Source organism: Niabella insulisoli (assembly GCF_039652435.2).
Lineage (GTDB): Bacteria > Bacteroidota > Bacteroidia > Chitinophagales > Chitinophagaceae > Niabella > Niabella insulamsoli.
The window spans coordinates 237,196-258,133 of the sequence record NZ_CP190246.1; the positions used below are offsets into that span (position 1 = coordinate 237,196).

14 protein-coding genes are annotated in these 20,938 nt (G+C 45.4%); 7 read left to right on the forward strand and 7 right to left on the reverse strand.

The window, feature by feature from the left end:
* Positions 1–17: 17 nt before the first annotated feature.
* Positions 18–1,058, reverse strand: coding sequence for an AraC family transcriptional regulator (locus tag ABDK00_RS00940; RefSeq protein WP_346237630.1), 1,041 nt, complete (start codon positions 1,056–1,058; stop codon positions 18–20).
* 221 nt (positions 1,059–1,279) lie between these two features.
* Here ABDK00_RS00940 and ABDK00_RS00945 point away from each other — a divergent pair, with 221 nt between their 5' ends.
* The 6 genes from ABDK00_RS00945 to ABDK00_RS00970 all read left to right on the forward strand — a co-directional run bounded on the left by ABDK00_RS00945 (position 1,280) and on the right by ABDK00_RS00970 (position 10,740).
* Entirely contained in the window at positions 1,280–3,760 is a 2,481-nt protein-coding gene (locus tag ABDK00_RS00945) for a TonB-dependent receptor (RefSeq protein WP_346237631.1), read from the forward strand.
* Between the two features lie 15 nt (positions 3,761–3,775).
* Complete coding sequence (locus ABDK00_RS00950) at positions 3,776–5,137, forward strand: hypothetical protein (RefSeq protein WP_346237632.1); 1,362 nt, start codon at positions 3,776–3,778, stop codon at positions 5,135–5,137.
* A 370-nt stretch (positions 5,138–5,507) separates the two neighbouring features.
* On the forward strand, positions 5,508–7,046 hold the full coding sequence (locus ABDK00_RS00955) for an ankyrin repeat domain-containing protein (RefSeq protein WP_346237633.1): 1,539 nt from the start codon (positions 5,508–5,510) through the stop codon (positions 7,044–7,046).
* 19 nt (positions 7,047–7,065) lie between these two features.
* Positions 7,066–7,539 carry a DUF2271 domain-containing protein gene (locus ABDK00_RS00960; protein WP_346237634.1) on the forward strand — a complete coding sequence of 158 codons (474 nt, stop codon included), beginning with the start codon at positions 7,066–7,068 and terminating at the stop codon, positions 7,537–7,539.
* 21 nt (positions 7,540–7,560) lie between these two features.
* Positions 7,561–9,744: a PepSY domain-containing protein gene (locus ABDK00_RS00965; protein ID WP_346237635.1), complete on the forward strand. Its 2,184-nt coding sequence runs from the start codon at positions 7,561–7,563 to the stop codon at positions 9,742–9,744.
* 30 nt (positions 9,745–9,774) lie between these two features.
* Positions 9,775–10,740, forward strand: a complete 966-nt coding sequence (locus ABDK00_RS00970; protein WP_346237636.1) for an FAD:protein FMN transferase — start codon at positions 9,775–9,777, stop codon at positions 10,738–10,740.
* Between the two features lie 50 nt (positions 10,741–10,790).
* On the opposite strand, the gene ABDK00_RS00975 is transcribed toward ABDK00_RS00970, so the two are convergent.
* From ABDK00_RS00975 to ABDK00_RS00995, 5 genes are all read right to left on the reverse strand, one after another.
* The gene (locus ABDK00_RS00975) at positions 10,791–13,199 is read right to left on the reverse strand and encodes a TonB-dependent receptor (RefSeq protein ID WP_346237637.1); all 2,409 of its coding nucleotides are present in this window, start codon (positions 13,197–13,199) and stop codon (positions 10,791–10,793) included.
* A gap of 165 nt (positions 13,200–13,364) precedes the next feature.
* The gene (locus ABDK00_RS00980; RefSeq protein ID WP_346237638.1) at positions 13,365–14,633 is read right to left on the reverse strand and encodes a PepSY-associated TM helix domain-containing protein; all 1,269 of its coding nucleotides are present in this window, start codon (positions 14,631–14,633) and stop codon (positions 13,365–13,367) included.
* Between the two features lie 100 nt (positions 14,634–14,733).
* Positions 14,734–15,237: a hypothetical protein gene (locus ABDK00_RS00985; RefSeq protein WP_346237639.1), complete on the reverse strand. Its 504-nt coding sequence runs from the start codon at positions 15,235–15,237 to the stop codon at positions 14,734–14,736.
* A gap of 90 nt (positions 15,238–15,327) precedes the next feature.
* Positions 15,328–16,893 (reverse strand): beta-N-acetylhexosaminidase, encoded by a 1,566-nt coding sequence (locus ABDK00_RS00990; RefSeq protein WP_346237640.1) that lies wholly within the window; start codon positions 16,891–16,893, stop codon positions 15,328–15,330.
* Positions 16,894–16,910: 17 nt separating this feature from the next.
* Complete coding sequence (locus ABDK00_RS00995; RefSeq protein WP_346237641.1) at positions 16,911–18,314, reverse strand: alpha-L-fucosidase; 1,404 nt, start codon at positions 18,312–18,314, stop codon at positions 16,911–16,913.
* A 267-nt stretch (positions 18,315–18,581) separates the two neighbouring features.
* On the opposite strand from ABDK00_RS00995, the gene ABDK00_RS01000 reads away from it, so the two are divergent.
* Positions 18,582–19,556 (forward strand): family 43 glycosylhydrolase, encoded by a 975-nt coding sequence (locus tag ABDK00_RS01000; protein WP_346237642.1) that lies wholly within the window; start codon positions 18,582–18,584, stop codon positions 19,554–19,556.
* On the opposite strand, the gene nhaA is transcribed toward ABDK00_RS01000, so the two are convergent.
* Positions 19,557–20,909 (reverse strand): Na+/H+ antiporter NhaA, encoded by a 1,353-nt coding sequence (gene nhaA / locus ABDK00_RS01005; RefSeq protein WP_346237643.1) that lies wholly within the window; start codon positions 20,907–20,909, stop codon positions 19,557–19,559.
* Positions 20,910–20,938 lie beyond the last annotated feature (29 nt).

Consider the following 20,938-nt stretch of genomic DNA (forward strand, 5'->3'; position numbering starts at 1 on the left):
TGCCGGCGCGATGTTGGCTAAAGCGGCATCAGCAGGCTCGTTTCCATCACGAAACTCCATTCTGAGCTATGAAATATAAGCGGAATCAGCAGTTTTATTTTATTGGGCAGATAACCAAAATATTTTTTAAAGGCGCTGGAAAAATGGCTGGTATGTTTATAGCCTGAAAGTTTGGCCACTTCTGAAATTTTTTTGTTTTCGCGCATGAGGATTTCCTTAGACCGCTCCATGCGTTGTTGATGCAGGTAGCCATAAACCGTGTTGCCAAAAGCCTGTTTAAAATGCTTCTTCAAATAGCATTCATTTGTGCCCACCTGAAGCGCCAGGTCTACAAGGGAACAGGGTTGCTCAAGGTTGGCGTCGATAAATTCCCGCGCCTCGTGCATTTTACGCAGGTTGGCATCGTTGATGGCGTCTGGCACATTTTCTTCCAGGTTTATTTCATATTCTCTCAGCTGCAGCATGAGCAATTCGATAAACCTTGACTTCAGATAAAGCGCTTTATAATTGTCGTTGTATTCGCACAGTAAAATATCAAGCAGCAAGGATTTCATTTTCGGCGTTATTTCGATAACGCGCTCACCCAAAAGAACCGGTGCGTTCTCTTTAATGCTGCTTTCAAGTAGTTCAAAAAGGGGGTGATGCGCTGGGAGGAACCGCGTGAAATATGCTATCGTCATATTAATGATGTACAGCTCCGCGCCATTTTGCGCCTCCCAACAGTGATCGAAAATCTGGTTGTTGATCAGCAACAGACCGCTTTGGTTATTGTGAATATTGGCGAAAACTTTTCCTGCGTTCCGATTTACGAAAATCTGCCGGCCCTTCAGGCTACATACAAAACTGATATAGGCCTTTTTGCTTTGCAGCGCATGAAAGCTTTTTTGTGGCGCATTGTTGCTGATATGGCTAAAATGCAGATCTTTTATGCTGAGTTCATAAAAATCAAAATCAGGGGAATGGAATAATTCGTTAGTGTGCGATTCAAAAACCTCATGCTCTTTTACTTCAAAAAGCTGGTTATATAAAATAGTAGTTGTTTCGGCCAATCTGCTCATTAACATCTTAAATGCTTCGTTCCCAAAGTATCTGTTGGTGTGGCCTCAAAGTTAGTATTTGTTACCGCTAAAGCCATTAAAACCGGATTAGAAACCACTGTTTATGACAATCGCGTGACTTAAATTTCCGTTTTCCGCTATTTGTTTTCCGTATCGAGTCGTTTAACTGATTGACCTTTGCAGCCTGAAAAGCACGGCAACGCGTTTTTTAAAACGAGCAAATGAGATACGGCAACACAGCAATTTGGTTGATTATAGTTGGGATGGCCTTCGCTTTCCCTTTATGGGCGCAGGGCCAGGCGCCTGGTTTTGTGAAGGGTAAAATTATTTTAGAAAGCCGGCAGCCGGCAGCCGGCGCTACGGTAGGCAACCCAAATACGGGCAGCTTCACTACCACCAATGCTGATGGCGAATATCTCCTTGAACTGAATGCCGGTAAGCAGGTCGTTGCCGCCAGTGCGGCCGGCTATGCCACCCGTCGGGCGGAAATTAACCTCAGGAGTGGCGATACCATTATTCAAAATTTCACACTTAAAAAAGGTGATCGCGAAAATTTGGAAGAAGTTACCGTAGAGGGCCTTACCAAAAAACGCGAAATGGAAATCTCTGGTTTTGCAGTGGCAGTTATAGAAACCAAGGAGGCATCATTAAGAAATTTAACCACTAACGAATTATTAGATAGGGCGGTTGGTGTAAGGGTTAGGCAAAACGGTGGAATTGGCTCGCAGGTAACGTATAATTTGAATGGTATGTCTGGCAGCGCAGTTGGAATATTTTTAGATGGTATAGAGGTTTCCACCTACGGTTCTTCTTTCAACCTTAATAATATTCCGCCGGCGATGATTGAGCGGATTGAAGTTTACAAAGGGGTGCTGCCCTCACATTTGACGGGCGATTACGTGGGGGGTGCCATTAATGTTGTACTTAAAAAAGATGCATCCCGCAATAATGCAACAGCGGCTCTTTCTTATGGTTCGTTCAACACTTTTAATTCTGACGTAAGCGCCACACTCCGGGATAAAAAGACCGGGCTTTCTTTTAGAGGGTCGGGCTTTTATACTTACACAGATAATAGCTACGAAATGTGGGGGAAGTTTGCAAAATATACTGACCGGAACGGAATATTAACCCGCAACTTTCGCGCTAAAAGGTTTAACAATACTTATAAATCAATAGGCGGCCGTTTTGAAGTTGGCTTTACTGATGTGAAATGGGCAGATCAGTTTTTTCTAGGTTATAATATTTCCGATACTTATAATGAAATACCTCATGGTACTACAACAGGTCAACCATATGTAGGTCGTTTTTCTGAGTTTAACGCCAATGTATTTGGCTTAAGTTATACCAAACGTAATCTTTTTGTAGATGGCTTGGCATTAAACATCAATACCGTATATAGTATCCGTAGCACTTATATACAGGACACTGTAACCACTCTATATAACTGGGATGGCAAACCTGTGATATTACATACCGATTACATGATAGCAGCCGGAGAGCCCCCTATCATTGTAAAATCACCCAGTGGTGCACAGCAGGGACGGCCTACTATTAGTCAGGTAGATAGAAAGATATTAAACTCCCGGGCCAACTTAGCTTATACAATCGCTCCGGGTCATCGGGTTTCTGTTAATCATAAAATTGAAAGTACAGATAGAGACGATCAAAATTTATTGATTCCTGTAAATAAGGATTTCGTTACTGTAACGCAGGTTACAAAAAATATTGTGTCTTCCAACTACGAAGCACAGACGCTTAAAAATAAATTACAGACTAATTTATTGGTAAAGTACACTGCAAACAGTACAAAACAGACTGACCCCAATCCTACTATAAATACAAATGGCACTTACGTGCTCAATCCGCAAACAACCTCCTCTTTTAGTGACAACTTTGGTTATGGAGCTACCGCTTCTTATAATGTTAAACCTAAGCTTTTTTTAATTGCTTCTATGGAAAATGGCTATATCATGCCAACAGAAGAACAGTTGTACGGAAGGCTAGAAAACAATATACTACCAAACGTAAACCTACGCCCTGAGCAAAACATAAATTTCAATGCAGGTTTTAGGCTAGGAAGTTTGGACTTTGATAAACATAAGGTTTCTTTTTATTTCAGCACGTTTTGGCGTAATGGATACGACAGAATTGTAAACCAAACAGTCGATAGCGTCGTTACAGATTCAGATTTGGATATACAGGCAACGGCATTCATAAATCTTGGTAAAACACAATCCAGAGGCGTGGAAGCCGAAATCGTTTATGTGTTTGACAAAAAGCTAAACGCAATCGTCAACTTTTCCAAGTTCAATGCCCTATATAAAAGAGAACGTGATGAAAACGGAGTGTCTGACGATCGATACAATTTGCAAATACCCAATGAGCCTTTTTTTAACATAAATGGAAATGTGCAATACAGGGTGGACAATCTTATTCAGAAAAGGTCGGTTGTCACTTTTTATTACAACGCCGGTTACGTAGGCGCCTACAACATTGCTTGGCATCCGTCCGAAGGAAGCGAAACACCTTCACAGCTATTTCATGATTTAGGAGCCAGCTATCGTTTTCCATCTGGAAAACTTATAGCAAGTGTAGATGCAAAGAACATTTTTAACGCCGCCTTGTACGACAATTTCGGAGTTCAAAAACCCGGGCGCGGCATCTTTTTAAAACTCAATTATACTTTCAGCAAATTTTTATAAAAAAAACTACAGAATATGAAAAGACGTATGTTAAAACCTATCATGTTTGCAACAGTTATCGCAGGCTTGGCATTAGCCGGTTGTTCAAAGGGCAATGATGCCGGTAGAACAACAGATCCGGATGAAAACGAGAGCCGCTGGATTACTTTAACTGCCGCTATAAAAAAGGATAATGACGGTGATGGTAACGGAGGCACTTTGCTTTATGCAATTACGCATGACCAAGCCATTAATCCGGCATATGAATTAGATGTTTTTCCCGAAGGAAATGCGTTGAAATTTGATTCGCCGCGCACCTCCCGCGTCCAGGGATCTGCAGATGGAAAATATATCTACGATATACAATATACCGGGGCTGATGGAGGCATCTTCCAGAAGTACTTAGTAAATGGAGGCAAAGACTTTGTAAAAGAGGGCAATGAAGTAAACGCCGCCATTATTTTAGGTACAGCCCCTCGTTGGGTTAAATCTATGGAAGGCGTTGGCGTTGGTGTAACCATTTCAACAGAAACTATATACAAAGGAACGTTTCCGGCGGTTACCTTTGATTCCATTATATCTACCGCAGTTGTTGCCTCGCTTAACCTCGACAATCCAAGCATCATGAATACGACCTCATTTCAGGTTCCATTCACTTCGGCGCAATTGGCTGCGGGCTATTCTATCGGGCGTATTGATATGCCCATTATCAATCAGGCAAAAAATAAAGTGTTCATAGGGTGTAATATTTCTAAAATAAATCCTACCGGTACGCCAACCCAACACCCAACGAGAGGAATATCTTGGCCAAGCGATGCCGAAAATATTGCAGGTACGGTGACAATTGTATTAGATTATCCAAGTTTGAGAAATCCTAAACTAATTTGGTCAACTCAAAGCAAATATGGAAATAATGGGTATCGCACTATGATACAGCACATTGGTGACGATGGCCACATTTACCAGGCTACCGGAGTTAATACAACAGGCTTCCCACACATTCTTCGCATAGACAAAAACACCAACGATTATGACAATAGTTATCTATTCGATTTATCAAGTGCTTTGGGCATAAACGGTCTTACCGGTATTAAAGCCTGGAGGTATCTTGGAGATAACAAGGGCTTTGTTATGTACGAAGTTGACGATGCAGGCGGATACCTGGCTTTAATAGATTTAAACACCAAAACTGCCACAAAAATCCCTACGGAATATGAAGCCGAATTGAATTTTGACCAACATCAAAGCATTGCTGTTCATGGCGATTATGTGTATGTTCCGTTAACTCCGGTAAGTAAAGCAGGAAATGTATTTGTTTACAACTGGAAAACAGGCCAACTTACTAAAGGGGCCAAATTAGCGAATGGTACAGGACATCGTTTTATCGGTGCCTACTAATTTCAACTCCTAAAAAACTCGTTTCAAAGAAGCCCGTTTTTGCGCGGCTTCTTTGAGCGTATAAAACGGTAGGCAGGTTCTTTGAAATGACAGGTTTTTTCTTTTTCACTTTTTTTAAGGCAAAAGTGGAAATGAGAAACTTATAGCGTATTAATAATTATATAGTCACATTACTTTTCATTAGCAGCCTGTCGATCTATGACCTTGTCAATTCATCAAAAAGGCATCACACGGCAAGTTCAACACGAAATTTTTCGTTTTGCGTATAAAAATTTCCGTTTTGCGTAACCAGCTCGCTGATCAGAATTTTTACCTTAGCGGTTTGAATGACATCTTAGACAAGTTTGTATAAAACATTGAAAAAATCAATATGAAAAAAATATTCTTGAGCGCCTTTATGCTCATAGCCATTTTCTCCTACGCCCAGCCTGGCGGCGGTCGCTCGCAGGGCCAGTCAGCCAACACGCTGATGAGTGCGGACTTTTGGAAAACCGCGCCTACGGTCGATCAGGTTAAAGCAGAGATCGCGAAAGGCAATAGCCCTTCCCAGCCGGATGCCGCTTCCTGGGACCCCACTGCAAGAGCTATTTTGAACGGAGCGCCTCTCGAAACCATCAAATTTATGGTAGAACAGGAAGGGAATAGCGTAACGAAAAAAACACACCATAGCGCTTCCTATCTGCATTGGGCTGCCGCCCGCGGCAATGCGGCATTGGTAACTTATTTGATTGAAAAGGGTTCGGATGTGCATCTGAACGATAGCCACGGTTCCAGCGTCATTTCAAACGCTGCGTCCAACGCTAACCCCGATAAAGGCGTTTATGAAGCTTTGTTTAAAGCTGGCGTTGATCCGAAGAAAAGATATGAAGATGGCGCCACGCTCCTGATGCAGGCTGTGTCTCGGGATAATGACCTGGTTATTTCTGATTATTTTGTTACCAAAGGTTTGTCATATAACGACAAAGACGAGTATGGCAGCACCGTGGTAGATTATGCCGCCAAGGTGGGCAACAAAGCAGTAATGGAAAAATTGATGGCCAAAGGCATCAAACCCACTAACCGCGCTCTTTTCTTTGCTACCCAGGGATCAAGGATGTCTCAAAACGGGTTGGATTTCTACAAGTACCTGGTGGAAACTTTAAAGCTTGATCCGAAAGCGGTCAACCCTAAGGATGGAGCCACGGTTTTGCATGTACTGGTTCGTCGTCCCAACAAAGAGATCATTGATTATTTTCTGGCAAAAGGAGTCGACTTGAATAAAAAAGATAATGAAGGAAACACCGTTTTGATCAATGCGGCCAGCGGAAGAGATGCTACAGTTATCACCGCCCTGCTGGCAAAAACCACAGATATTAATGCAGTGAACGATAAGGGCGAGTCTGCCCTCACGAGAGCCGTTGCTAACAGTTCGGCAGAAGTGGTTGATTTATTAATTAAACGAGGAGCGGATATCAACGTAATGGATAAAGACGGCCATAACCTGGCCTACCACTGGTTCAATTCCTTTAGAGAAGGTCGGCCGGGCGGCCCGATGGGAGGCAGCCAGGCAGCCTCGCAGGGTGATGACTTTACAGAAAAGCTAACCATGTTGAAGCAAAATGGGCTCAATATAACGGCTCCTCAGGGAGATGGAGGTTCATTATTTCATTTAGCGGTAGCGAAAGAAAGCGCGGCGCTTATTAAAAAAGCAGGATCGTTAGGTGCAGATATTAACGCGCAAGACGCAGCAGGCGCTACGGCGCTGCACAAAGCAGCTTTGATCGCAAAAGATGACCAGATGCTTAAAGCGCTTATTGCACTGGGTGCGAAAAAAGACCTCAAAACAGAATTTGACGAAACAGCTTATGACCTGGCAAAAGAGAACACGTTTTTGAAAAATAATAATACTTCAATCGACTTTCTGAAATAAAGCGTAAAAAACAAACATAATGTTCAAACAATTTTTCGTTGCTGTTTTTCTGTCATTAATTACCGGAAGTGCTTTTGCGCAAACAGCTTCTTATAAATGCATGATTCAAATGAACAGCTACCAGGGGGAAAAAGCGTATGTTATTGTTTCTTTGATCAATCCCAAGGGGCAATATGAAAGAACACTTTCCGTACTCGGCCCCGATAAACAATGGTTTAATACTTTAAAAGAATGGTATAAGTTTCAGGGCAAAGCCAAAGAGAAAATAAGCGCCGTTACCGGAGCTTCGGTGGGTGGGGGCGACCGCGCCATGATTACTTTGACCATCGATAAAAAGAAGGTCAACGCCGGTTATACTTTGCGTTTTGAGACTGCGGTGGAAGAGCAAAAATATCATTCAAAAGATGTGGAGCTGCCGCTTACAACAGCGGCGCTGGCGGCTAAAACAGATGGGAAAGGGTATATAAGGTATGTAAGGTTTAGCGGTAAATAACATCTATTTTCTTAAGCAATAATGATTCTTTCAATTTGGAGATATAGCCACCTCACACTGGCTATATCTTCTTGTTTATTATTAATAGTAGCTTCGGTAACCGGCATCGTGCTGGCTTTTGAGCCGGTGATGGACAAGGCGCAGCGCTTCCATACCGACGGTTTCGACACATTGTCCGTGGCACACGTGGTGCCGGTGCTTAAAGAACAATATCCCGGCATCCAGGAAATTATTATCGATGATAATGATTTTGTGATGGTAAAATATGCCGCAGCTGAAGGCGGCGACCAACAGGTTTATGTCAATGCGGCCACAGGAAAAATATTGGGCACACCGCGCGAAAAACGGCCGCTTTTCTTATGGATGACAACACTACATCGCTCCTTGTTTATGAAAGAAACGGGCCGCATTGTGGTGGGCGTAACTTCTTTTTTGCTGATCCTTATCGCCGTCTCGGGTGTTTTTTTGGTGGTGCAACGTCAAAATGGTTGGAAGCATTTTTTCTCAAATATTGAGCAATCAGGATTTGCACAATACTACCATGTATTTTGGGGCCGGCTGTCGCTTTTCTTTATTTTGGCCATCGCCCTTACCGGCACCTATATCGCAGTTTATCGGTTTGTGCCGCCGCCCCAAAAAGCAATGGCCCTGATCGATGAAGAAAATATTCAGGAAGAGCCGATGATCTCCGCCGATGCGTTTCCTTTGTTCCGGCAAACGCGGCTGGCGGAAGTAGAGAAATTGCAATTCCCCTTTTCCGATTTTCCCGAGGATTATTTTTTTCTGCAACTAAAAGATAAGGAAGTCTGTGTCAATCAATTTACGGGAACAGTGTTGGCTCAAACTGAATATACTACTTCCTATCAATTGGCCAGCTTCAGCCTGCGCTGGCATACCGGGCGTTCCGGCAGCATCTGGGCGATCATAATGGCCTTCACCGCTGCGTATATTTTATTTTTTATCTATTCAGGATTTACGATCACGCTAAAGCGAAGGCGCTCGCTGGTTCGAAACAGGTTTAAAGCCAGGGATGCGCGGGTGGTGCTCCTCGCTGGTTCAGAAAGCGGTTCGACTTTTAAGTTTGCCGACGCGGTTTATAAGCAATTGGTTAAACACGGCGTTAAGGTGTTTATTACCGATTTAAGTAAATACCAGCCTTTTCCGCAGGCCGGGCATGTGATCGTATTTACCAGCACTTACGGCCAGGGCGATCCGCCTTCCAACGCTAAGAAATTTGCTGAAAAGCTTGCAACAATTCCGCTGCCGCAGCAGGCTGCCTGGTCGATCGTCGGCTTTGGCTCACGCAGTTATACGCATTACTGCAAGTTTGCTTACGACGTACAAAAGTTGCTTGAACAAGCAGGCGCCAAGGAACTGTTGCCGATTTTCACGGTAAACGAAAAATCGCCCCAGGATTTCAGCGACTGGTTAACCGCCTGGACGCGGCAAACCGGCTTCCAGGTTTTGATGCCGCGCGAATTGCTGGAAGCGCCGATAGGCCTGACAAACTTGTCTGTATCAGGTAAAACGGCGGTCAATGAAGAGCAGACTTTTATGATCCGCTTAAAGGCGCGGCAGCTAAAGCAGGTTGTTTCGGGCGATTTGCTGGCGATATACCCCAAGGACGATCACCGGGAAAGATTGTATTCGGTGGGAAAAGTCAATAACGAAATACAACTAAGTATAAAACTCCACGAACATGGCCTGGGGTCTACATTTTTGCACCGGTTGCAAACAGGCGAAAAAATACGGGGCAGGTTTTTGAAAAATCAACATTTTCGTTTCCCCAAAAAAGCGAGACAAATTATAATGATCTCAAACGGCACCGGCATCGCGCCGTTTTTGGGCATGATCGCTGAAAATAAAAAGAAAATACCCATCGATCTTTACTGCGGTTTTCGCCGCCGTTCATCATTCGCCCTATACCAGGCTTTTTTAGATGAACAGATGAACAAAGAACGACTTCGTAAATTGCATCTTGTTTTATCTCGTGAAGAAGAGCAGGAATATGTAAGCCACCGCCTGCTAACGCACAAATCAGGCGTAGTGCAGGCCCTACAAAACGGCGCGGTGATCATGATTTGCGGATCCTTGTCCATGCAAAACGATGTTTTGAAGGTTCTTGAAACCATAAGCAGGGAAGCCGGCGCAGGATCTTGCGAACAACTGATGGAAAGCGAAAGAATTTTAACCGATTGTTATTAGCAGCAGATGCGATTTTATATACTAATTATAATGATACTAGGAGCCAATATGGCTTCTTCCCAGGTAATGCGCACAAGAGACGCATTGCTGATGGGCGGGCGCTTCGATATCACCATTGTGGCGCCGGATTCATTAACGGCGGAAAGGATGATCGATACCGTTATTGCTGAAATTACGCGCATTGAATATTTGATATCCGACTGGAAGCCAACCACCCAGGTTTCGCTGATTAACAAACTGGCGGGTATCAGGCCGGTGAGGGTAGATAAAGAAGTGCTGGAGCTAACGGAGCGCGCCATCGCTATTTCCCGGCTTACCGAGGGAGCCTTTGACATCAGCTTTGCGGCGATGGAAAGGATATGGAAATTTGATGGAACCATGACGCAGATGCCTGCGCGGGCGGATGTAAAAAGGGCCCGGCGCTATGTTGGGTATAAAGATATTCTGATCGATAAGGAAAAGTCTACTGTTTTTCTCCGGAAAAAAGGGATGAAAATCGGCTTTGGCGCGCTGGGAGAGGGCTACGCCGCTGATCGTTGTCGCGCCCTGATGTTGTCGAAAGGAATCAACAGCGGTATTATCAATGCCACGGGCGACATTCAGGCCTGGGGCAGCCGCCCCGATGGAGCGCCCTGGCGTATTGGTATCAATGACCCTTTTGAAAATGGCGCACTGGTGGCCGCCATCCCGCTCGACGGCGCTGTTACTACTTCAGGCAGCTATGAAAAGTATGCAGTGATCAATGGTAAACGCTATGCGCATATTATCAATCCGGCTACCGGTTATCCGGCCACTGGTTTAACAAGCGTCACCGTAACAGGGCCGGGCGCCGAAACGGCTAACGCTTTAAGTACATCTTTAATGGTGATGGGTGCAAAAAAAGGTTTACAGCTGCTGCGGCAATTCCCGGATTATGAATGCCTGATGATCACCGATAAAGGAAAATATGTAACCAGCCCCGGTTTTGATCTGGAAAGTGTTCGGATCGGGGAATAAAAAAAGAGGCGTTGATCGCCTCCTTTTTTTGTTAGAATTTTTCGATTGTTTTAAAACCTGTAAGTAATGCCAATTCTCATATTTCTTCTCGGTTCAACGATATAAGAATAATAGGTCACAGCGCCTTTTGCTTTCAGCGCATTCGACGGGTTGCTGATGGAACCGGCGGTAAGTAATCGCTGATGATTAAGCAGATTATTCACCAACATGGAGATAGAGTAGCGGCCTTTTTGATAGCTCAATCCACCATCTGCCCGGAAGTAGTTAGGAAAATTTGGCTCTTTGGTGGTGGATATATGACGATCGATCAGTGCAGAAACGCCGCCCATCAGGCCAAAACCTTCGAACGCACCTTTCTGAACGCGATAATTGAGCCACCCGTTGGCAGTATGCTTGGCTGTATTCGGTGTTACATTACCGATGTTTTCTGCCCTTGAATCTTCAGAGATTTTTGAATCAGTCAGCGCATAGTTGGCGTTTAAGTTCAGGCCGGGCAATACTTCGCCGGTGATGTCCACTTCAATACCTTTTGTTTTTGTTTCTCCTAATTGGGCCTGGAAGGTTTGTCCGCCGACTACGTGATCCGGATCCGGATCCGCTACCAGCGCGTTTTTGCGTGTGATGATATAAGCGCTGATCGAAGAAGTCCAATGCCCGTTGAACCAGTCTTTTTTCAAACCAGCCTCAATGTCGTTACCGCGAATCGGTTCGAAAGCTTCGCCCTGCCAGTTAGTTCCGGCTACGGGCACGAAAGACTGGTCGTAGAGTGCATAAGCGGCCATATCTTTTGTGATCGAATAACTCAGTCCCACCCTTGGCGAGAAAACATTGCTGTTGATTTGTGCTGCTTTTGTTTTGCCTACTGTTTCTGCAGATGTGAAGCGAAGCCCCAACGACAAGCGCAACTGGTCATCGAAAAAGGCCAGTTCGTCCTGCGCATAGGCAGATGCATAAGATACAACAGAAACATAGTTGCTGCCGCCTGCTAATACGCGAATGTCCTGTGACCGGTCTAAAACAGGGAAGATAGCGCCCGGTAATCCATACACGGGGTTATAAACGTTCAATGGCGCCGCCGGAATAGAATCCAGGATGGTTCGGAAGTCGCCCCAGAATTTTTTATTACCAAAATCGGCGCCCATCAAAATGCGATGCCTGATGCCGCCGGTCCTTTCCTCACCTGAGAAAGAAAACTGGCCAAACCTGTTCTCTCCCTGTTCGCCCGAAATGCTCCAGTATCTGGGCATATCGCCATTGGCTCTCATGTAGTTCAGCCAGGTACTGTTGGCTTCCATGTTGAAATTAAAATAGGCGATCTGGGCGTGAGCTTTCCATCTGCTGTTGATCTGATGATCGAGATAGGCGTAAACGCTGTGATCTCTGATACGGCCCGGCTCAAAAGTGGGGTCGCCATAAAAAAAGTCATTTCCTATTCCGGGATCTGCAAACTGTTTGGGTGAAAATGAATAGTTACCGTTCGACAAATATTTAGAACCCTGGTAAGTGTATTCCAGCGTCAGCGTGGTGGCGTCATCGATCAAATAGCTCAATACCGGCGCTACCATGTAACGGTTGCTGTAATTGTATTTAGTGTGAAAATCTTTTTGTTGCGCCGCAAGGTTCAGGCGATACAGTAAGCGACCGTCACTGCTTAGTTTACCATCAAAATCAAGTGCGCCGCGATAGGTGCTAAAGCTGCCGGCACTGAAAGTAGCAGAGCCTTTGGTGTAGCCCGTAGGCTTTTTGGTAACTACATTGTAAAATCCGCCCGGTTCGCCATTAGCGAGCATAAAGCCAGCCGGCCCTTTTACAAATTCAATCCTTTCAATCATGGCCGCGTCTTCTGCGGTCGGCCCCCAGGAAGCTTCGATGTTCATGCCGTTTCTAAAAGCCGGGATCTTAGAGCCGCGCATACGGATATTCGCATATTGGTTATCCCAATGGCCCTGGCGTGTGGCGCCGCTGATATTTCTGGTAATGCCATCCACAATATCAAATACCTGCTGGTCAGCCATGATTTGCGAAGAAATAACCTGGATATTTTGCGGCAGTTCGAGGATGGGGGTTTGCAAACGAAGGCTGCTGCTCACTTCCTCATTCTTATATTTATTTCTCGTGCCTTTAATAATCACTTCCTCCAGGTCTTTAAGCGATAAGTTGACGATAATGTTGATGTCAGCCGTTTCATTATGGCCCACTTCAACTGTTTGCTCCACAGGCTCGGCTCCTACGAAAGAAACAACAATGGTATAGGAGCCTTCATCAAGTTTGCGAAAAGAAAAGGCGCCGTTTTTATCGGTGATCGTCGTGCGATTGGTGTTTTTCACATGAACGGTAGCATTTGCAACCGGCTGGTTGTCGGAGCTGTAGACAGTTCCTTTAATTACGGATAGGGGCTCATTCGCCGCAAATACAACACTGCCCAGTAAACTAAGGGCAATCAAAAACAACAGTTTCATAACATTAAAATTTGGCGCGAAATTAAATGTCGCAACACCGACATCATTTACGAGATGCGGAAATAAAATATCGCAATCGGGAATTTTTACTATGCATCGGACAAAGGAAAGCCAGGCGGCAAATGCGCTGTACGAAGAACCTGTAATCGAAAGTAAAATCGGGGATTAATCCTGATCGGCCAAAACGGGTGCTACGGTTTTTATTTGGGGAACGACCGCCTGCTGCCGGATAGCCGATGAAGCAACGGGTTTTTTCTTTTTCCTGCGTTTGCCCAGCCAAAGCAAAAATCCGGTCACGGGCAGGCTGGCGCCGATAAGCGCGCCAAAAAAAGCAAGGATTTTACCGGGCAGGCCCAAAATGGAACCCACGTGTATATCGTAATTCATGCGGCGCAATTTGGCAGCGCCGGACGCATTTTCAAAACTTTTGTCATACACAGGATTGGTACCCGTCAGCCTTTCACCGGTATGCTGATCGAAAGCAAAGCTGCGCGTGTTATAATACTTACCCGCAGTCGGATAAATCGTCATATTGATCGAACTTGCCGGTAAGCTGGGGTCGGCAAAATTGTAATAAAAACCTTCAGCTTCGGGATGGGCCGCCGCTACTGCTTTCCAGCATTTATCCATGATAGCGACAGGCGAATAAAACCTGCCCACTTGTGTTGAGTCGGAACTGGCCCTTTTGAAATCGGGCAATATTTCGCCGCCGGACGTCACCCAGTATAATCCTTTGCTATACCATTTGATGCCATAAACCATTCCCGTTAGCGCCATAATCGCTAAAACCAGCAAAGCATAAAACCCCAGTACATTGTGCAAATCATAATTAACCCGCTTAAAAGAAGCTTTGGTTTTAATTGTAAAGGCCTGCTTTTTAGCAGCTTTTGTCCATTTTTTGGGCCACCATAACACTATGCCGCTGATGAGAATGATGACAAATATTAACGTGCTATAATTTACAATCGGGCGCCCGATCTCAGCCGGGAGCCACAAAAAGCGATGACCATTTAGAATGAATCTAAAAAAATCTGTTTCGCCTGCTTCGTGTTCAACTGTTTTTATGACCTGGCCGGTGTAAGGATTTATTTTTAATACCGTGTTTCCGACACGTCCCTGGCCGAGAGAAAGTAAAACGGCGGAACCCTGTTTATAGATGGCGTAGCCTGGTTTTTTGTCAGGATAAAGCGAATCGGCGATGCTGATTAATCTCGATGGAAGAATAACGGGCTGATTCTTTTTAGCGATTTGTGTTTCGGGTTCCATCAGGGCAGTGATTTCCTCATTGAAAACCCAAATACAGGCGCAGAGGCATACGATCACCACAATAAGACCGGTAATCAGGCCCAGCCACAAATGCAGCCAGGCGGATATGCGGTAAAATAAACTACGCCGCCCCTTTTTTTTAGGTGGATTGGTCCCCCTTCTGATCATCGCTGATGGTTAAAATATGAAAGATCAGCGAAGTTAGACCCGAACCCATCGACCCTATTTACGAAAAGCGGAAAATTTTTTCAAGAACATATATTTTTTATTATTGACTGATGGTGAATTGGTTATCGGCCGCAAATTTAGCTTGCGCAGTTTGCAGGTTGGCCATTACAGCCTCCTGTCCGTTAATGGTATTGGCCATTTCATCTGCTGCTTTCATCCTTTCTTCTTCGTTTTTAGCTTCGCCGATTTTTTTGTAAGTGGTGTAGATGCCTTTGATATATTCAAAATAGCGCGTGGCAACCAGTTGAAAGTCTTCGGCGCCTTTTCCAACAGGTTCCATTTTTTTAAGGGCGTTAATGCGCAAGTCTACCGTGTCTTCCATTGCTTTCGCAGCCCGCGCAATTCCTTCAAAATCTTTTTTATCGCTTCTTGCTTTAATGGCGGCTTCAGTCGTCAGCAGCGGTTCGGCCATCGTTTCTTCCAATGCAATTACCTTTTGATAATAATCGCTCGCAGTTTGCGGTTTTTCACCAGTGTCCGTCGATTTTGATTTGCAGGAAAAAAAGCTAACCGTTACGAAGAGCGCTATAAGTATCTGTTTCATTTTTAATTGTTTAAGTTTTTTAACAAGTTTTGACAAAAAACGTGCCTTTGTTATGGTCGGCCTGCAATACCGGGGAACGGTGGAGCGGCGCTAATTTTTAAAGGGATTATAAAAATTAAGGGCCTCCTTTCGATATAAAGGAAACTGCGTCTTTAATATCTGGCTAAAAGCCTCGTAGTCTTTGCGTTCGGATGAAGTCCAGCCCAGCTCAGAAAGTGCGGCTATCCGCGGAAAAAGCATAAAATCGAGTTGATCCGGGCGAACCATGGTTTCCGTCCATACATTGGCCTGAACACCCAGCACTTGCTTTTTTGTTTTGGCGTTCACGCCTGGTAAGGTATTGATATCAAAGCGATAAACATCTTCGATGGGGCTGAATCCCTTGCCCCATTTGCGGCCGACCGTGTGGGTGCTGTCTTGTACAAAATCGAAGTATAAAGGAAGCCGCGGGCAGATAACGGCTTCGTAGCCTTTACTGAGCGTTTTTTCCAATTGGGCCGGCTGATCGTGGCGCCACCAAAATACAATAGTTTTCTCTGTAGGAAAATTCATATTAGCGACCTCATCCCAGGCGAGCAGTTTCGCGTTCAGGCTATAAACGGTGTCGGCCATGCGCTGCATAAAATAAGATTCTACCTCATGAACATTTTTGAGGTTGTTTTGCCCCATCAGGTTTTTGATATCCGGGTTGGTTTGCCATTTTTGATTGCCAAAGCTTACCTCGTCGCCACCCAGGTGAATCATGCGCGAAGGAAAAAGGGCGTTTACTTCCCGAAGGATATTTGCCAGATAGGTGTAAGTTTCCGGCTTGCCGGGATTAAAGGTAAACTCAGGATGTTTTTCGCTGCCACCGCCGCTGAATTCCGGATAGGCGCGGTTGGCGGCCGTGGCGTGGCCCGGCATATCAATTTCAGGTATAACTACAATATTTCTTTCAGCTGCATAGTTTACGATTTCGGCAATTTGCTGCTGGGTGTAAAACTGCGCCGGGCTTTGCGGATTGGTGTGGGTGCCGATGCCGCCTATCAAAGCCAGCTTGGGATAGTTTTTTATTTCTATACGCCAGGCGGGCTCATCCGTCAGGTGCCAGTGAAAACGGTTGAGTTTGTAATAGGCCATCCAGTTCAGGATCGATTTCACCTTTTCCATCCCGAAAAAATGCCTCGATTCATCTAACATTAACCCGCGCCAACCATATCGCGGCGCGTCTTTAATGTTCCAACAGTCCATCAACAGGCCTTCATCTGTTTGCTTTCCCTGCTCCAACAACTGCAGCAGGCTTATCGTGCCATAAAATACACCCTGAGGCGTGGCCGCCGACACCTCGATGGCATCTGGCTTCACGCTGAGGCTATAGCCTTCTTCGTTTTGAAAATCTTTATCGATCGACAAGATGATCCTGTTGAGCGATTTAGCCGCCGGCTGCACCGCAACGGCAATATGTTGTTGTTGCAACATTTGTTGCTGCAGGTAAAGTGCTGCGTTTTTTAGTGAAGCATCTGAAACCACGAGCGCCGTGCGTTGACTAAGTAAGAATTGTCCGTTACCGAGAGTGGCCTGTTGTGGTTGTGGAATGACCGGGCAATGGTTTTGAGCCGGTAAAATCAGTGGTGTAACAATAAAAGTAAAAACGGCGGAGAATAGTTTAAGGTTCATTTTAAGATAACGACAGATTAGTTGAGTATTAATTCGATAACAGGGATGGCGGAATTGGGTTTGCGCACGGGCAGGTGGAGCATCACATCGTTTGCTCCAGAAGTTTCAGTGGTATGGCCGCCCGAGCGGGTATTGGTTGAAAACTTTACTTCCGACGCGTCTTCCAGGATCTGGGCATATTTTATAAGGTCTTTATACCCTTCTAAAAGCAGCGTTTTGAAAGGCCACTGCATTACATGGATATACAATCTCTTTGTTGTTGGATTGAAGGTAAGCATCGTGTTGGCAGGCCTTTGGTAAGTGTCCGGCGCTTCCGTGCAACCATAAATAGCGCGGCTGTTAAAGTGCATCCATTTTCCCATGGCGGCTAAGCGGTCTGAAGCGCGCTCATCAAAATTGCCGCGTGCGGTAGGGCCGACGTTCAGGAGCAGGTTGCCGCCTTTGCTTACGGTTTCTATCAGCATTACAATCAGTTGCTCAGGGCTTTTCCACGAATATTCATCGCGATAATAACCCCAGGATCCGGAAAAAGTCTGGCAGGTTTCCCACGGTACTTTTTGCCCGCCTACTTTTACCCATTCCTTCGGCATAAACTGTTCGGGCGTTTTGTAATCCCATCCCCATCCGGCTTCGACAGGGAAACCGAGCCTGTCGTTCACGATGACGTCAGGCTGTAGCTTTCGCACGAGTTTAAGCAGGTTTTCGGAATCCCATTCTTTGTATTGTTTTCCGTTATAAGAAAAATCAAAAAAGAGCTGATCGATCTTGCCGAATTTCGTAAGCAGTTCGGTCACCTGGTTTTTCATATACTCCTGGTATTTCTTCATATCGCGGGTTTCGTTGGCTTTGGCTCTTTCGGCCTTGTCAACCGGCGTAGGCGGATGGCTGCCGTCCATTTCAAAATCGGGATGGTGCCAGTCGATGAGGGAATAATAAAAGCCGATCTTTAGTCCTTCGGCGCGAAACGCGTCCACGAAATCCTTGAGCAGGTCTTTTCCGTAAGGGGTATTGGTAACTTTATAGTCGGTGTATTTGCTATCCCAAAGGCAAAATCCCTCGTGGTGTTTTGATGTTAAAACAACGTATTTCATGCCGGCTGCTTTTGCCTCTTTGGCCCATTGTTTAGGATCGTATAAGTCGGGATTGAAATTGTCAAAATACTTTTTGTAATCCTGTGGTGTGATGCGTTCCCGATTTTGTACCCACTCGTGACGCGCCGGGAGCGCGTAGAGGCCCCAGTGAATAAACATGCCAAAACGGTCGTTCGTCCACCATTGCATACGTTTTTCTTTAGCCGCTGCTGTCTCCTTAGCCCAGGCCGGTGTGGCAGGGACCTGGCCGGAGGCGATCGGTTGAAAAGCAATACATAAAAGGATGGCGAGGCAGGCGGGAAGCCCTTTGAATCGTTTTGTTAAGTGCATGTTTACAGTAATTTTAAAATTAAGTCTTAGCCTTTTCCTGGCAAGCGGTTTAGCGCAGCCGACAGTTCTGGCCAGTGCGGCGTGTTTAAAGTTAAAGCCTTTTGTTAATTGAAATGGGCATATCTCATAGTCAATCGATTGCGCAACCGGTATTTTAAAATGTTGATGCAAGGAGGATTTTTCTAATAGTAAAAAAAGTGATGCTGAAGAGTTGCAGGCAGATCGCTATTTTTATGGTTCGATCTTTAATTTTAATCGATTAACATTATGAAGTTTGCCGTTTTATGTGCCTTAGCCGCATGCACAATAATACCGCTTGGCGCACAGGCTCAGCAGCTGCCCACAATGTATTACAGCGACTCCGGCGTTATAGCCCGCCCCATAGCCAAGGACCCAAAAATCGTTTATTTTAAAGGGCAATATCTGATGTATTATTCCGTTCCCGGCCATCAAAATAAGAGTTGGAGCATCGGCATTGCGGCGAGCAGTGATTTGACCCATTGGAAAAAAATCGGCGCTATCAAGCCGGCGGCTGCGTATGAAAAAAACGGGCTTTGTGCGCCGGGTGCGCTGGTGAAAAACGACCAGGTACACCTTTTTTATCAAACCTATGGAAATGGAAAAAATGATGCGATATGCCACGCTGTGTCTGATGACGGGCTTGTGTTTTCGCGAAATCCGACCAATCCTGTATTTCATCCAACCGGCGAATGGAACTGTGGCCGCGCCATTGATGCTGAAGTTGTGCCTTTCAACGGCAGGTATTTTCTCTATTTTGCCACCCGCGACAGCAGTTACCGAGTTCAGATGCAGGGCGTAGCAGCAACCGCTTCGCTCAACACAAGTTTTAACCGGGAGGAATGGACGCAGCTCGTGGATAGCTCTATATTGAAACCTACTCTTGACTGGGAAAAAAATTGTGTGGAAGGCGCCAGTTGCATTCAAATCGGGAACGCCCTGTATATGTTTTATGCAGGAGGCTACAACAACGAGCCACAGCAGATCGGTGTTGCCAAAAGTGTCGATGGTATTCGCTGGAAACGCCTTTCAAATCTTCCTTTTCTTCCCAATGGCGCTCCGGGATCGTGGAATGAAAGCGAGTCGGGCCATCCCGATATTTTTAAAGCAAACGATGGACGCTATTATTTATTTTTCCAGGGAAATAATAACAAAGGCGCGTCCTGGTATCTTTCCAAAATAGAAGTGAAGCCCGAGGGCGGAAAATGGAAAATTATAGAATGATCAGCTCGTTGCCGTTTGTTTTTTGGATTGCCTGCTCAACACAATATATCCTGCTACACCGGCCAGGATGGACGCTGCAAAAATGCCAATCTTAGCTTGCGTGATATGCGCTTCGTTTGAAAAAGCAAGCGATGTAATAAACAGCGACATCGTAAACCCGATAGCCGCTAACAGGCCGACGCCGACAAGATTTTGCACGTTCATACCTTCCGGAAATGTTGATATTTTTAGCTTAATCAGTAAGAGGCTAAAGCATACTACACCAACTAATTTGCCGATCAAAAGTCCGGCCGCAATGCCCAGCGCAACATTGGTGCTGAACAAATTGTCGAGGTCGATATTTAATGAGACGCCCGCGTTGGCAATTGCAAAAATGGGAATGATCACAAAAGTAACAAACGGGTGCATCGAGTGTTCCAATCTTTGCAGCGGCGGCGTTGCAGCCACTGTGGCCACCTGTATTTTTTCTATCACATGAAGCTGTTCGCCCGTCAATGTGGGTTTATGTTCGGTAGGGTCTATATTTCTAAACCGGTCCAGGTAACGTTGAATTTTATCAATAAATAAGTGCTCTTTGATCTTCACATCTGCCGGAATAGTAAAAGCGACGAGCACCGAAGCGATCGTAGCATGCACGCCAGAGAGCAAAAAAGTACTCCAAACGCCGCCGATACCTAAAATGGCATAAAAGAAGATACTTCTTACGCCCAGTTTGTTGCCTGCGTACATGGTAAGTAAAACCAGGCTCCCGATAAGCAGGTGCCAGAAAGAAATTTCCGAGGTATAGAAAAAAGCAATAACCATCACCGCGCCCAGGTCATCAACAATGGCCAGCGCCGTTAAAAATATTTTGAGGGATAAAGGAATTCTTCTACCTAATAAGTGTAAAACGCCCAGCGCAAAAGCGATATCTGTTGCCATCGGAATGCCCCATCCGCTGCTCGCTTCGCCGGACGGGTTGAGCGCAACATAAATAAGCGCCGGAACCACCATACCGCCCAAAGCGGCGCCAATGGGCAAAATGGCGTTGCGCGGATTCGACAGTTCTCCTGCAATAATCTCCCTCTTTAATTCGAGGCCTACAACAAAGAAGAAAACGGCCATCAATCCGTCGTTGATCCAGTGGTGCAGGTTAAATTCAAAATAAGTGTCCCCGTTCCATTGAAAGCCGAGCGTATATTCTAAAAAGTGATGATAGATATCTGCCCATCCCGAATTGGCAAGCACCAACGCAATTAGCACACTGATGCCCAACACAATACCGCCCGATTTTTCGAGTTGAATAAAACTTTGTATCGGGTCCACCAGTTTTTCGATGGGCGTTTTTTTATGGGGATGTTGTGCAGAACTCATATCAGAGAATAAGGGTTTATGTAAGAAAA

What these genes read in the sequence shown, in the direction of transcription:
- ABDK00_RS00990 (WP_346237640.1), bottom strand. Translation starts at nt 16,893, where the DNA reads ATGAACCTTAAACTATTCTCCGCCGTTTTTACTTTTATTGTTACACCA.
- ABDK00_RS00960 (WP_346237634.1), top strand. Translation starts at nt 7,066, where the DNA reads ATGTTCAAACAATTTTTCGTTGCTGTTTTTCTGTCATTAATTACCGGA.
- ABDK00_RS00955 (WP_346237633.1), top strand. Translation starts at nt 5,508, where the DNA reads ATGAAAAAAATATTCTTGAGCGCCTTTATGCTCATAGCCATTTTCTCC.
- ABDK00_RS00945 (WP_346237631.1), top strand. Translation starts at nt 1,280, where the DNA reads ATGAGATACGGCAACACAGCAATTTGGTTGATTATAGTTGGGATGGCC.
- ABDK00_RS00980 (WP_346237638.1), bottom strand. Translation starts at nt 14,633, where the DNA reads ATGATCAGAAGGGGGACCAATCCACCTAAAAAAAAGGGGCGGCGTAGT.
- nhaA (WP_346237643.1), bottom strand. Translation starts at nt 20,909, where the DNA reads ATGAGTTCTGCACAACATCCCCATAAAAAAACGCCCATCGAAAAACTG.
- ABDK00_RS01000 (WP_346237642.1), top strand. Translation starts at nt 18,582, where the DNA reads ATGAAGTTTGCCGTTTTATGTGCCTTAGCCGCATGCACAATAATACCG.
- ABDK00_RS00975 (WP_346237637.1), bottom strand. Translation starts at nt 13,199, where the DNA reads ATGAAACTGTTGTTTTTGATTGCCCTTAGTTTACTGGGCAGTGTTGTA.
- ABDK00_RS00985 (WP_346237639.1), bottom strand. Translation starts at nt 15,237, where the DNA reads ATGAAACAGATACTTATAGCGCTCTTCGTAACGGTTAGCTTTTTTTCC.
- ABDK00_RS00970 (WP_346237636.1), top strand. Translation starts at nt 9,775, where the DNA reads ATGATACTAGGAGCCAATATGGCTTCTTCCCAGGTAATGCGCACAAGA.
- ABDK00_RS00950 (WP_346237632.1), top strand. Translation starts at nt 3,776, where the DNA reads ATGAAAAGACGTATGTTAAAACCTATCATGTTTGCAACAGTTATCGCA.
- ABDK00_RS00995 (WP_346237641.1), bottom strand. Translation starts at nt 18,314, where the DNA reads ATGCACTTAACAAAACGATTCAAAGGGCTTCCCGCCTGCCTCGCCATC.
- ABDK00_RS00940 (WP_346237630.1), bottom strand. Translation starts at nt 1,058, where the DNA reads ATGAGCAGATTGGCCGAAACAACTACTATTTTATATAACCAGCTTTTT.
- ABDK00_RS00965 (WP_346237635.1), top strand. Translation starts at nt 7,561, where the DNA reads ATGATTCTTTCAATTTGGAGATATAGCCACCTCACACTGGCTATATCT.